The 12,154-nt window shown below is 48.0% G+C and carries 12 protein-coding genes; 9 read left to right on the forward strand and 3 right to left on the reverse strand.

Translation table 11 applies throughout. The annotated features are described in order from the left end of the window. The first annotated feature begins 5 nt into the window (after positions 1-5). The 6 genes from ACZ5R2_RS10220 to ttcA all read left to right on the forward strand — a co-directional run bounded on the left by ACZ5R2_RS10220 (position 6) and on the right by ttcA (position 6,540). A complete protein-coding gene (locus tag ACZ5R2_RS10220) occupies positions 6-2,375 on the forward strand; it encodes a heavy metal translocating P-type ATPase (RefSeq protein ID WP_464902152.1) in 2,370 nt (789 codons plus the stop codon). 14 nt (positions 2,376-2,389) lie between these two features. Continuing rightward, complete coding sequence (ccoS, locus tag ACZ5R2_RS10225; protein WP_464902153.1) at positions 2,390-2,566, forward strand: cbb3-type cytochrome oxidase assembly protein CcoS; 177 nt, start codon at positions 2,390-2,392, stop codon at positions 2,564-2,566. Further along, positions 2,563-3,249: a sulfite exporter TauE/SafE family protein gene (locus ACZ5R2_RS10230; RefSeq protein ID WP_464902154.1), complete on the forward strand. Its 687-nt coding sequence runs from the start codon at positions 2,563-2,565 to the stop codon at positions 3,247-3,249. Before ccoS ends, ACZ5R2_RS10230 begins: the two co-directional genes overlap by 4 nt. An 81-nt stretch (positions 3,250-3,330) precedes the next feature. Then, the gene (locus tag ACZ5R2_RS10235) at positions 3,331-4,077 is read left to right on the forward strand and encodes an FNR family transcription factor (protein ID WP_438459340.1); all 747 of its coding nucleotides are present in this window, start codon (positions 3,331-3,333) and stop codon (positions 4,075-4,077) included. 421 nt (positions 4,078-4,498) lie between these two features. After that, positions 4,499-5,440, forward strand: coding sequence for a universal stress protein UspE (gene uspE, locus ACZ5R2_RS10240; protein WP_464902155.1), 942 nt, complete (start codon positions 4,499-4,501; stop codon positions 5,438-5,440). Between the two features lie 167 nt (positions 5,441-5,607). Continuing rightward, positions 5,608-6,540, forward strand: coding sequence for a tRNA 2-thiocytidine(32) synthetase TtcA (gene ttcA / locus ACZ5R2_RS10245; RefSeq protein ID WP_464902156.1), 933 nt, complete (start codon positions 5,608-5,610; stop codon positions 6,538-6,540). Positions 6,541-6,633: 93 nt separating this feature from the next. Here the strand turns inward: ttcA and ACZ5R2_RS10250 are convergent, their stop codons facing one another. The 3 genes from ACZ5R2_RS10250 to ACZ5R2_RS10260 are packed head-to-tail and all read right to left on the reverse strand — an operon-like array spanning position 6,634 to position 9,062. Further along, on the reverse strand, positions 6,634-7,320 hold the full coding sequence (locus tag ACZ5R2_RS10250) for a DUF2987 domain-containing protein (protein ID WP_464902157.1): 687 nt from the start codon (positions 7,318-7,320) through the stop codon (positions 6,634-6,636). A gap of 46 nt (positions 7,321-7,366) precedes the next feature. After that, positions 7,367-8,206, reverse strand: a complete 840-nt coding sequence (locus ACZ5R2_RS10255; RefSeq protein ID WP_464902158.1) for a glucosaminidase domain-containing protein — start codon at positions 8,204-8,206, stop codon at positions 7,367-7,369. Next, positions 8,199-9,062, reverse strand: coding sequence for a DUF2189 domain-containing protein (locus tag ACZ5R2_RS10260; RefSeq protein WP_464902159.1), 864 nt, complete (start codon positions 9,060-9,062; stop codon positions 8,199-8,201). Before ACZ5R2_RS10260 ends, ACZ5R2_RS10255 begins: the two co-directional genes overlap by 8 nt. Positions 9,063-9,373: 311 nt before the next feature. On the opposite strand from ACZ5R2_RS10260, the gene potA reads away from it, so the two are divergent. The 3 genes from potA to potC are packed head-to-tail and all read left to right on the forward strand — an operon-like array spanning position 9,374 to position 12,139. After that, positions 9,374-10,510 (forward strand): spermidine/putrescine ABC transporter ATP-binding protein PotA, encoded by a 1,137-nt coding sequence (gene potA, locus ACZ5R2_RS10265; protein ID WP_464902160.1) that lies wholly within the window; start codon positions 9,374-9,376, stop codon positions 10,508-10,510. Next, positions 10,494-11,351, forward strand: coding sequence for a spermidine/putrescine ABC transporter permease PotB (potB, locus tag ACZ5R2_RS10270; protein WP_464902161.1), 858 nt, complete (start codon positions 10,494-10,496; stop codon positions 11,349-11,351). Before potA ends, potB begins: the two co-directional genes overlap by 17 nt. Further along, entirely contained in the window at positions 11,351-12,139 is a 789-nt protein-coding gene (gene potC / locus ACZ5R2_RS10275) for a spermidine/putrescine ABC transporter permease PotC (RefSeq protein WP_464902351.1), read from the forward strand. The genes potB and potC overlap by 1 nt, the downstream gene beginning before the upstream one ends. Positions 12,140-12,154: the final 15 nt, after the last annotated feature.

The raw sequence follows: 12,154 nt of genomic DNA on the forward strand, positions 1-12,154 counted from the left end.
CCACTATGTGCCAATCGTGTTACCACTGCGGTGAAGCTGTACCAGAGAGCACGAACTTTGAAGTCGAAATCCTAGGCACAATTCGCACCATGTGCTGCCTGGGATGCGAAACGGTCGCGCAGACGATCGTTGATAATGACCTAGTCTCTTACTACCAATACAGAACCGCCCCCGCCGAGCGAGTTGAGCTGGTTCCCGAGCAGCTCAAAGCTCTGATTCATTATGATAATAAGGATGTGCAGGCTGAGTTTGTTCGTAGTACGGACAATAGCTCGGAAGTGACATTGTCACTAGAGAGCGTATCTTGTGCGGCGTGTGCTTGGTTGATTGAAAAGCAAGTTGCGGCCCACCCTGGCGTGCTATCAATTAGCGTGAACACCACGACACTGCGCGCACTGTTGGTTTGGGATGATACGGTGACGCGCCTTAGTGAAGTATTGTCGATTATCCATCAACTCGGCTACAAGGCTGCGCCCTTTGAAGCGGATAAACATGAGGCGGCATACCATCGGCAGATGAAGCAGTATCTCTATCGTCTGGGCATTGCCGGACTTGCCACAATGCAGGTGATGATGCTGGCGGTGGCTTTGTATCTTGAGGTCTTTGGCGATCTTGAGCAGGAGTTTAAGCATTTTTTCCGCTGGGTGAGCCTGATTTTTGCCACGCCTGTCTTGCTCTACTCGGCATTGCCCTTTTATCTCAATGCTTGGCGCAGCCTGAAATCACGCACCTTGGGTATGGATGTGCCCGTCTCGTTGGCCCTGATCTTTGCCTATGTAGCCAGTGTGGTCGCCACGGTTGAACAAAAAGGTGAAGTGTTTTTCGAGTCGATCTCAATGTTCACCTTTTTTCTTTTGGTGGGGCGCTTTCTAGAGATGCGTGCTCGACGTAAAGCCGCCGCTGCAAGCGGAAATTTACTCAAACTCATCCCCGCAGTCGCGACCACCTTGGAGGGTAACCAAGTACCAGTCAAAACACTGCGTCCTGGCGATCAAATACGTGTCTTGCCTGGAGAGCATATTCCTGCCGATGGCACGGTTCTTTCTCAAACTGAACTCCTCGTTGATGAGTCTATGTTGACCGGAGAGTCACTCCAGGTGAGAAAATGCAGCGGCAGCGCGGTGTATGCGGGTACGCTCAATGGCGATGAAGCCTTTGAGCTCGAAGTCACTGCGGATAAGCACAACTCAGTACTGAACAACATCGTGCGCTTACAAGACTCTGCCGAGCTGTCCAAGCCACGCATTGCCGAGGTGGCGGATGTCGTGGCGCGCTACTTTGTTGCCGCAATATTGCTGATCTCAGCCGTGACCTATTGGTATTGGTCGCAGGCCCGCCCAGATGATGCATTTTGGATCATGTTATCCGTACTTGTTGCCACCTGCCCTTGTGCACTCTCACTAGCGACGCCAACCGCCCTAACCTGCGCGACCTCTCAAATGAGTAGCTTGGGGATTTTACTGCGTAAAAACCATGTATTTGAGACTCTGTGTAAGGTCAATCACCTAGTGGTCGATAAAACTGGTACCCTAACCGAGGGCAATATTGAGATAGCCAAGGTACGCATTGAGCCTGGCTTTCACTACGATGATTGTGTATCGCAAGCCAAAACCCTCGAAGCTCATGCCAATCACCCTATTGCAAAAGCATTTACGTCACTTCCTGGCAAGTTGTTAGAGGCCCAGGAGGTTGATAATCATATCGGTTTAGGGGTTGAAGGCACCATTAATCAACACAGAATAAAGGTAGGTAGCGCCGACTATGTAGTGCCTCAAGGTACTGGCGAAGATGAGAACAATGCCGTTTATTTGTCCATTAATGGCCAGCATGCTGCCACCTTCTTCTATCATGACCCAGTACGTGAAGAGAGTAATGCCTTTATTCGTAGTTTCATTGAGAGCGGTGCCAAGGTGACCCTATTGACCGGGGATTCAATGCATAACGCTCGCCCAGTGGCCGACAAAGTCGGGATTGAGCACGTTGTTACTAGCGCTTCACCACAAGGAAAATTGCAGTATCTGCAATCGGTGAAACAGCGTGATGTCACCATGATGATTGGTGATGGTATTAATGACGCCCCCACCTTAGCCGGAGCCCACTTATCGGTTGCTATGGGCGGAGGGACCGATGTGGCGAAGGCATCGGCTGATATGGTATTACTGGGGGACAAGCTTGATCGCATCCTTAATGCCAAGCAGCATGCAGATAAAACACGTAAGATCATCGCACAGAACCTTGCCTGGTCACTGGGGTACAATATGGTTATCTTACCACTGGCGGTGGCAGGACTCGTTGCACCATATGTCGCCGTATTAGGCATGTCAGCAAGTTCAGTCATCGTAGTGACTAACTCGTTACGTTTACTTAAACAATAATCAATGAGGTGAGCATGGAAAGCATTTATATCCTTATTCCTATCGCCATTATATTAGTCGCGGTTGCGGTCGGCGTTTTCCTTTGGGCGGTGCGTAACGATCAGTTCGAAGACCTCGAGCGACAAGGACACAATATCTTGTTTGACGATGACGCCCACATGACGGGCAACAAGGCGGATAAGAAATCATGAACTTGGATCTTATCGGTGCATTTATGGTGGGGATTGCAGGCTCCGTGCATTGCATGGGAATGTGTGGTGGAATCGCCTCTTTGGTTTCACTAGGCGGTGAGCAGCAAGTTTCTTCAGTCAATAAACTACCTAATATTGTCGGTTATAACCTTGGACGCTTATCGAGTTATGCCCTATTCGGAGCCCTACTCGGTGGCGCCTTGGCGAGCCTTCTTGAACTCTCAGAGCTAACCCAAGCTTTTGTCGTGCTCAGGCTCCTCGCTGCGGTGATTATGATCGCTCTCGGTTTGTATATCGCCCAGTGGTGGTTTGGCATTCTCAAGATAGAACAGCTAGGCAAAGGAATTTGGCGGATTATTTCACCATTAACCAAGCGATGGCTACCGATTCGCTCACCGTTGTCGGCGATACCCCTCGGCTTTCTGTGGGGCTGGCTACCCTGTGGGTTAGTTTACTCAATGTTAACTTGGGCCGTCATCTCTGGCGGGGCCAGTGAGGGGGCATTGGTAATGCTGGCGTTTGGGCTAGGTACGATGCCCTCTATGCTAGCGTTTGGCATTGGCTCTGCGGCAATCCATCAGCTAAAAGCCTCCTCACTTTTTAAGAAAATAGCGGGCGTCGCATTGATCGCTTATGGTCTCTATAGCGCGGTACATGTAATAACAATGATGACATTACATTGAACTGGCTCTTGTTTTTTTACTACCCCTACAGGTAAGATGGTGGTAAAATATTGATGTACATCAAATTGTAAAGCGGTTGTTATGATTTCGGAAAAGCCTTCTGTAAAACGTATTCAGTCTGGTGGCTGTGCTATCCATTGCCAAGATTGTAGTATTAGCCAACTCTGTATTCCGTTCACTCTCAATGACAGTGAACTTGATCAGCTTGATGAGATCATCGAGCGCAAAAAGCCGATCCAAAAGGGTCAAGAGCTGTTCAAGGCGGGTGACGAGCTTAAGTCGCTGTACGCGATCCGCTCAGGCACTATCAAGAGCTACACGATTACCGAACAAGGTGACGAGCAGATCACTGCTTTCCACCTGGCCGGTGATCTGGTTGGTTTTGATGCTATTACCGGGGACATGCACCCAAGCTTTGCCCAAGCGCTAGAGACTTCGATGGTGTGTGAAATCCCATACGAAATCTTAGATGACCTCTCAGGCAAAATGCCTAAACTGCGCCAACAGATCATGCGTTTGATGAGCAATGAGATCAAAGGCGACCAAGAGATGATCCTGCTGCTGTCGAAAAAGAACGCCGAAGAGCGCCTTGCCGCCTTCTTGTTCAACCTATCGACGCGTTTCTCACAACGTGGCTTCAGCCCTCGCGAGTTCCGCCTAACCATGACCCGTGGCGATATTGGCAACTACCTGGGCCTAACGGTTGAAACCATCAGCCGCCTACTTGGCCGTTTCCAAAAGTCCGATATCTTGAGTGTAAAAGGCAAATACATCACCATCATCGACCACGAAGCACTGATGGATCTCGCCGGCGTCAGCAAAAAATAAGCCCAAACACCACAAACAACCCTTTTTCGAAAGCCCTGACTTAATGTCGGGGCTTTCTTTATTTTCCCTCTGGGAAAGAGTCGAGAGGCGAGATCGCTGCGCTGCGAGAATCGAGGTATGATCGTGGAGATTAGGCATGTCTTTTTCTACCTTTGGGACAATACGTAAGTTCTCTCTTGCGCTCTGTGTTAAATACTTAAAGCGAGTAACACCGCATTTTGAGTAACGGAACCTCCACAGCGAGCGCGCCTTTCCTCGCCTCTCGCTTCTCGAATCTCGCTTCTTTGTTTTATGATTCTCGCCTCTGTCCCTTAAGATAATGAGCTAAATCATACTTCTACACACAATTGGCCGCTTTTAGTAAACCTTATGCATCGCTTAGGCTACATTAGAAATAAGTCCTCTGTTTTAGGAACGGATTATGAGTATTTATAGCAAAATTCTAGTTGTTGCCGATATCAATCATGAAGAGCAACCCGCCCTGGCGCGCGCGATGCAGCTTGCATCAAAGTCGGTGAGCAAAAGCCACGTTACCCTATTCTTGTCGATTTACGACTTTTCTTATGACATGACATCTATGCTGTCCATCGATGAGCGTGATGCGATGCGTCGTGGCGTGATCCAGCAGCGTGAAGCCTGGATGCGTGAAATTGCCGAGCCTTATATCAATGACGATATCGACTTTGACATCAAAGTGGTCTGGCATAACCGCCCTTATGAAGCGATTGTGGCCGAGGTGTTTGCTGGAGAGCACGATATCGTTATTAAAGGGACACGCAAGCACGATGTACTTGAATCTGTATTATTTACCCCTACCGATTGGCACTTGCTGCGTAAATGTCCAAGCCCTGTACTGCTGGTTAAAAATGCTCATTGGCCGGAGGATGCCAATATTATGGCCTCAGTGCATGTTGGCTCTGAGTATGATACACATATTGACTTAAATGATCGTATGGTAGAACAGCTGAAAAGCTTGTCTGAACGGCTTCATGCAGCCCCCTATCTTGTCAACGCCTATCCGGTCACGCCAGCTAACATTACGATTGAGCTGCCAGAATTTGACCCAAATACTTACACCGATGCCGTGCGGGGTCATCATCTCACCTCAATGAAGGCACTGCGTCAAAAACATGGACTCGATGAGCAGCAAACCATTGTTGAGCAAGGTCTGCCGGAAGACATTATTCCTGATGTTGCAAACCGTCTAAACGCGGCGATGGTCATTCTTGGCACCACTGGTCGGACAGGTTTATCAGCCGTGTTTATTGGTAATACGGCAGAGCATGTCATCGATAAAATTGACTGTGACGTTCTTGCGCTTAAACCGCAGGGCTTTATCAGTCCGCTTGAGCCTGGAGAATAGTCTAAAGATAAAAGTGACTTAAAAATAAGTTATTTCAAACAAGGCGAGCAGGATGTTCGCCTTGTTTGCACTTGTGGTCAGCAAAATTATCGGTATCATACGCAGTTCATTTTTACCATGTGAGCGCTGTCAGTATTATGGCGGCCAAACTGAGCGAAACAGTCTTTATGAACGAGCAAACCAACGAACTTACTAAAGCGCAGCAATACAACTTTAATAAGTTACAAAAGCGCATCCGCAGAAACACCGGTCAAGCTATCGCTGACTTCAATATGATTGAAGACGGTGACCGCATTATGGTGTGCCTATCGGGTGGTAAAGACAGCTTCACCATGCTTGATATCCTGATGAGCTTGCAAAAAAGCGCGCCAGTTTCATTCTCACTGGTTGCGGTCAACTTGGACCAAAAACAGCCAGGTTTCCCAGGTCATATCCTGCCGGAATACCTAGAAAGCTTGGGTGTTGAATACAAGATTGTTGAAGAAGACACCTACTCTATCGTTCAGGATAAGATCCCTGAGGGTAAAACCACCTGCTCGCTATGCTCACGCCTGCGCCGTGGCATTTTGTACCGCACAGCAAAAGAGCTTGGCGCAACCAAAATAGCCCTAGGTCACCACCGTGATGACATCATCGAGACCTTGTTCCTGAACATGTTCCACGGCGGTAAGATGAAAGCGATGCCACCGAAGCTGGTTTCGGATAATGGCGAGCACGTGGTGATCCGCCCATTGGCCTACTGCCGCGAAAAAGACATCATTAAATACGCTGAAATGCGTGAGTACCCAATTATTCCGTGTAACCTGTGTGGTTCTCAGCCAAACCTGCAGCGTCAAAACATCAAGCAGATGCTCAACGATTGGGACAAGCGCTTCCCTGGCCGTATCGAGACTATGTTCCGTGCGATGCAAAACGTAGTACCAAGCCACCTAGCCGATTTCGATTTATTCGATTTCAAATCGATTGATAAAGACTCGGGTGTGATCAACGGCGGCGATATCGGTTTTGACAAAGAAACCATGTCAGAAAGCACTCCAAGCGAAGAGCTTGAAGTACAGCAGTTCGACCCATCACTGCAATTAGATGTAACTAACATCTAAAATCAGGCACGAGGTGCGGGTTACACTTCGTTCCGAGTAACGAGGTGTTTGATGCGAGAGATAAGTTTTGTGCTAACTCTCGCTTCCCGCCTCTCAAATCTCGCCTCTTCCGTCAGGAATAAACGGCATCACACGCAGAGTTTCTGCTGGTAACGAGAGTTTGGTTGATGCGTCAAGCTCACGAAGATCGATGGAGGCGCGGTGATTTTGAACTGGCAACTGCTGGCCGTTATCCAAAGTGATCACCCCTTGGGGCTGAGAAAATTCTAAAGTAACTCCCTCAATGTTTGGTGTAAACCAGCGTGCAAACATCCCACCTAAACTGGCCTGCATTGATTGCATATCATCTCTTATCAGCACCAACTGCTGGTGACTTACCTCCTCAAATAGAGGCTCGCGGCTAACCACGACCATAGAAAAATCACACTGCACGGGCTGTTCAAGGTGGACATAAACCAAAGGGTTAGCTTGACGTAAGTTACTATCGAGCGGCAGGTTTAGCTCACCACTTGGCGAGACACTTAACGGAGCATAGTGCTTCGGGTTTTCCATCCAAGCTTTGTCAATATCACACGGAAAGCCAGTGCTGGTATCGACAAAAAACACGCCCAGCCGCACCAAACTCTGCTCGTGATTGAGGTTATGTTTGAGTTGAGAGAACAGTTTTGAATAGGTAAAACGATATTCTTGGGGATAAGCAAAAGAAGACGCCACCGCTAGGCTGGCTAGCAGCGGCGTCACGACTCGAAGGCCAAAACGGCCTATCTTTGTCTGTTGCATATAACGTCCTTGTCATTCTTTAGGGGTGATTACCCTGTATTAACGGTCATTGCCAATAAGAGTGGTTGTGGCGGATCATCGCACGAATATCATCAACATAATACTGACCACGCTCCGAATAACGAGTCAAACCACCAGCTAGGATATTGGCCGCGTCAATACTTTCGATATCTTGGCCCTGCTCACGCAGCTCGGTACGCATCTGGCGCAGTTCCACGTAAGCTGAGTTACGATTAACATTCATAAAATAGCGATGGGTGGACTCTGCTGCCGATGAAAACTTCGCTACTTCATAGGTCATGCCCGAAGGACGCTGGTTAGGCACTAATCCACAACCCTCACTGTAACACCACTGACCAAAATAGTTGTTTGCTTCTGTTGCGAAACGTGACGCCCCCCAAGCGCTCTCATTGGCCGCTTGAGTCAGTACCAAGGCTGGCGGAAGAGCGTCTACGCGCTGCAGCATCACTTCAAACCAGCGCTGAGTCGACTCTCCCTCTTTAGGGAAAGTCAGGCGATACTCTTCACCCAACGCCACCAGCTGCGCTCGCTCTTTGGCTGACAAGACGGGTTGTTGCGCAAGCTGTTCGATCAACTCGCGCTCTTTGGCAATACGCTGGTTTTCAACAGCGATACCGGGGCGTAGGTAGTCAAAAAAAGTCTGCTTTTTGGTCGGGATATCAGCAATGGCATCAAAATCAGGCTTATGTGTTGGAAGCTCTATTGCTTCCTCAATCAACGGCTCATCTTGTTCGCTCTGCTCGGATTGTGACTCAATTTGTTCTTCAACTGGCGATTTTGTTTCGCGTGAAGTTTGATAAGAGACACAGCTGGCGATTGCAACGATACACGTTGCAATCACGACTGATACTTCTATTTTACGCATTAAAAACCTTGCTATTACCTGATTGGTCGCCACCCGATGAACCATTGCCCGGATCATTATCAGAGTCATCATCGGAATCATTGTGCTGATCACCAGAGGAAGGCCCTTGGGTTGCGATAACTTTTAAACGAATACCGAACATTTCTCGGTAGATGATCGCTTTTACATGGAAGAAAAGCGGTAGGACGAAAATTAATCCAATGCCATAGAGCATTGCACCCATAAAGAACAAGCACATCATGATCAAGTAGATCCCAGTCAGTGGCAGGATCTTCTTATTCACTGCGCGCAGTGACAGCCACAAAGACATCATCGGTGTCACGCGCTTTTCACAAATCAGAAGTGTTGAATTTGTGAAAGCGAGGGATAGATACAGCGACACAAACGGCAGTAACATCCCAACCACGCCTTGTAGTAGCAAAGAAGCTAATGTAGCAAGGATAACTGGAACGGTAAATTGAAGACCTTTGAGGATGTGGCGAGTCTGCGTCTCAAGGCCTGCAGCATGGCTCATCGCCATCAGGCTAACACCGGCATAGAAAGGGGCGCTGATCACTTCATAGCTAAAGTTAGCTAAGAAAATTGCCTGAACAATATTGGCATCAACGTTTTCTGGATTGGTGACGAGATCAAAGATCTGCGAGACATCGCTGATTTGCAACTTAAGGGCGACGTAAAATATCATCAGCTGCGCGATCAGAAGCAGTAAAATCGCTGGAGTAAAACGCATAAATTGCTTGGTTGTCAGTCTGGTGGCTTCCCTCAATACATCACCAGTTTTAAGACTGTAATCGCCTGACAAAGCCCGCTCAATGCTGCCGCCAACATTGAATTCTCGTTGTAAATTTTGAGTCATTATTGATCCATGCCTCATGGGCAAATATGAGTGTCATAAAGCGACGATTATACCCGCTTAGTGGTTTTATGCAGCAATCTATTGACTTGTTCTAGCGAAATTTAACGTTTAAACGCCATTATATTTGTGCCCTTGAGTACATTTTGTACTGTATGTTGCAGAGAGTCATTATGTATAAAACTCGTGTGTTTTCATTGCTGTTTGACTCAATCTATACTCAATCTCCGATGCGTTATGCCGAGTTTCGTCTAAGCTTTTATCTACAAAACAGTGGGATTTCCTAAGTAGAGACATAAGGCATTTTGATTGATATGCAAACGTATCCGGATAATGAGTCGCGAAATGACACACAGCAAGGTTGCTTGATTTCAATCCAGGGTCTGGAAAAAAGCTTCGATGGCAAAACGATTATTGCGGACTTTGATCTCATGGTTAATCGCGGAGAATTTCTGACCATTTTGGGGCCCTCTGGCTGCGGTAAGACGACCATTTTGCGGCTGATAGCGGGGTTCGAGCAGGCCGAACGTGGCCAGATAGCCCTCGATGGTCAGATGATCAGTGATCTGCCCGCTGAGAAACGGCCAGTGAATACCGTGTTTCAGAGTTACGCTCTTTTTCCTCATATGACAGTATTTGATAATGTCGCGTTTGGCTTAAAAATGCAGAAAACCCCAACTGATCAAATCGAACCTCGAGTAATGCAAGCCTTACGTATGGTGCGTCTTGAAGAAATGGCACAACGCAAACCCCATCAGCTCTCTGGTGGGCAGCAGCAACGTATCGCCATTGCCCGCGCGGTTGTTAACCAGCCTAAAGTCCTTTTGCTCGATGAATCTCTCTCTGCCTTGGACTATAAACTGCGTAAACAGATGCAAATGGAGCTTAAACAGCTACAACGTCAATTGGGGATAAGCTTTATCTTTGTCACTCACGACCAGGAGGAGGCGCTATCAATGTCGGATCGAATCATAGTGATGCGGGCCGGTAACATTGAGCAAGACGGGTCACCTAGAGAGATATATGAAGAGCCGCGCAATCTTTTCGTTGCCCGTTTTATTGGTGAGATTAATGTATTGCCAGTGACCGTTATGGAACGTATCGACGCCACTCGAATCCGCGCGAGTATCGAGGGAGTGGCAAGCACCATTTACTCGCAGCTAGCGGTTGATATCGGTGAGACTCTGCAGGTTTTGCTTCGTCCCGAGGACCTGCGCCTTGAAGAAGTGAAGGAGTCGGTCGACAAAGGCATTACTGGGCACGTTATCGAGCGTACTTATAAGGGCATGACATTAGATTCTGTGGTGGAACTTGATTCTGGCCAACGCGTGATGGTGAGTGAGTTCTTCAACGAGGACGATCCTGATGTCGACCATTCTATTGGGCAAAAGGTGGTAGTAACTTGGGTGGAAAGTTGGGAAGTGGTGCTGAAAGATGACCAGTCGGATTAGTCTGCAAAACAGCATCATCTTGGTGATTGTGGGCTGGTTGGCCCTGTTTGTTTTCGTGCCCAACCTGATGATCATCTTTACTAGCTTTCTTACCCGTGATGAGGCGCAGCTTATCGAGTTCGCCCTGACACTCGACAATTATATCCGTCTCGGTGACCCACTCTATGCTAGGGTCATGCTGCACTCATTCTATATGGCCATCGTAGCAACTCTTGTTTGTCTCCTAGTGGGGTACCCTTTCGCTTACATCGTCACCCGTATGCCGACAAAGGCCCAGCCGTTTATGCTGTTTTTGGTTATTGTGCCCTTTTGGACCAACTCATTAATTCGTACCTATGGGATGAAAATTGTCTTGGGAACACAGGGGATCCTGAACAAAACCCTACTCCATCTCGATATTATCGAAAAGCCAATTCGGATTATGTTTACCGAAACCGCGGTAATGATAGGCCTTGTGTACATCTTATTGCCGTTTATGATTCTTCCCCTTTATAGCTCAATTGAAAAGCTCGACCATACCTACCTTGAGGCGGCTAAAGATCTTGGAGCTAATAAAATCAATACCTTTGTACGTGTCGTACTGCCACTGACTGCGCCCGGTATAATCGGTGGGTGTTTGTTGGTTCTTCTGCCAGCGCTTGGTATGTTTTACATCGCCGATCTACTTGGCGGCGCGAAGAATCTGTTGATAGGAAACGTGATCAAAAGTCAGGTGCTGAACGCGCGTGATTGGCCTTTTGGCGCCGCAACCAGTATTGCATTAACCTTGGCAATGGCGATTATGCTGCTGGTGTATTACAAGGTAGGCCGATGGCTTAACCATAAGGGAGAGCTTGAATGATGACAAAGCCCCTGTTGCGTTATTCCTATTTGACTTTAGTCTACCTGTTTCTTTATTTGCCGATCATTGTGTTGATAGTCAACTCCTTTAACGCCAACAAATTTGGCATTAAATGGGGCGGATTGACGACCGACTGGTACGTGGCGTTAGTCAATAACCACAGTCTGATGCAAGCGGCTTGGCATTCACTGAATATTGCGCTGTTCTCTGCCACAGCCGCGACAATGATTGGAGGACTGACCGCCGTGGCTTTGTATCGTTATCGCTTTAGAGGCAAACGCGTGGTTAGTGGCATGTTGTTTGTGGTGATGATGTCACCTGATATCGTGATGGCGATATCGCTGCTGGCGCTATTTTTGGTGCTTGGCGCTCAGCTGGGCTTTTTTACGTTATTAATCGCCCATATCACTTTTTGCCTGCCCTTTGTGGTGATCACGGTATACGGCCGTTTGAGCGATTTTGATACGAGAATGCTAGAGGCTGCCAAAGATCTTGGCGCCAGTGAATGGATCATATTGAGTCAAATCATCTTCCCACTTGCAAAACCGGCCATCGCAGCAGGATGGCTATTGAGCTTCACGCTTTCACTGGATGATGTGATTGTCAGCTCGTTTGTCACTGGTCCCACCTACGAGATACTGCCACTCAAAATTTACTCGATGGTCAAAGTTGGGATCACGCCGGAAATCAATGCGTTGGCAACTGTGATGCTGATTGTCTCTTTGTTCTTGGTTGGACTGTCACAACTGGTCGGCCGCCAAGGCGTCAAATCAAATCGAAACCCTTAACCCTTGGGAGTGAGT

The sequence above is a fragment of the Vibrio sabulosilitoris genome (genome assembly GCF_055391395.1).

What these genes read in the sequence shown, in the direction of transcription:
- ACZ5R2_RS10220 (WP_464902152.1), top strand. Translation starts at nt 6, where the DNA reads ATGTGCCAATCGTGTTACCACTGCGGTGAAGCTGTACCAGAGAGCACG.
- ccoS (WP_464902153.1), top strand. Translation starts at nt 2,390, where the DNA reads ATGGAAAGCATTTATATCCTTATTCCTATCGCCATTATATTAGTCGCG.
- ACZ5R2_RS10230 (WP_464902154.1), top strand. Translation starts at nt 2,563, where the DNA reads ATGAACTTGGATCTTATCGGTGCATTTATGGTGGGGATTGCAGGCTCC.
- ACZ5R2_RS10235 (WP_438459340.1), top strand. Translation starts at nt 3,331, where the DNA reads ATGATTTCGGAAAAGCCTTCTGTAAAACGTATTCAGTCTGGTGGCTGT.
- uspE (WP_464902155.1), top strand. Translation starts at nt 4,499, where the DNA reads ATGAGTATTTATAGCAAAATTCTAGTTGTTGCCGATATCAATCATGAA.
- ttcA (WP_464902156.1), top strand. Translation starts at nt 5,608, where the DNA reads ATGAACGAGCAAACCAACGAACTTACTAAAGCGCAGCAATACAACTTT.
- ACZ5R2_RS10250 (WP_464902157.1), bottom strand. Translation starts at nt 7,320, where the DNA reads ATGCAACAGACAAAGATAGGCCGTTTTGGCCTTCGAGTCGTGACGCCG.
- ACZ5R2_RS10255 (WP_464902158.1), bottom strand. Translation starts at nt 8,206, where the DNA reads ATGCGTAAAATAGAAGTATCAGTCGTGATTGCAACGTGTATCGTTGCA.
- ACZ5R2_RS10260 (WP_464902159.1), bottom strand. Translation starts at nt 9,062, where the DNA reads ATGACTCAAAATTTACAACGAGAATTCAATGTTGGCGGCAGCATTGAG.
- potA (WP_464902160.1), top strand. Translation starts at nt 9,374, where the DNA reads ATGCAAACGTATCCGGATAATGAGTCGCGAAATGACACACAGCAAGGT.
- potB (WP_464902161.1), top strand. Translation starts at nt 10,494, where the DNA reads ATGACCAGTCGGATTAGTCTGCAAAACAGCATCATCTTGGTGATTGTG.
- potC (WP_464902351.1), top strand. Translation starts at nt 11,351, where the DNA reads ATGACAAAGCCCCTGTTGCGTTATTCCTATTTGACTTTAGTCTACCTG.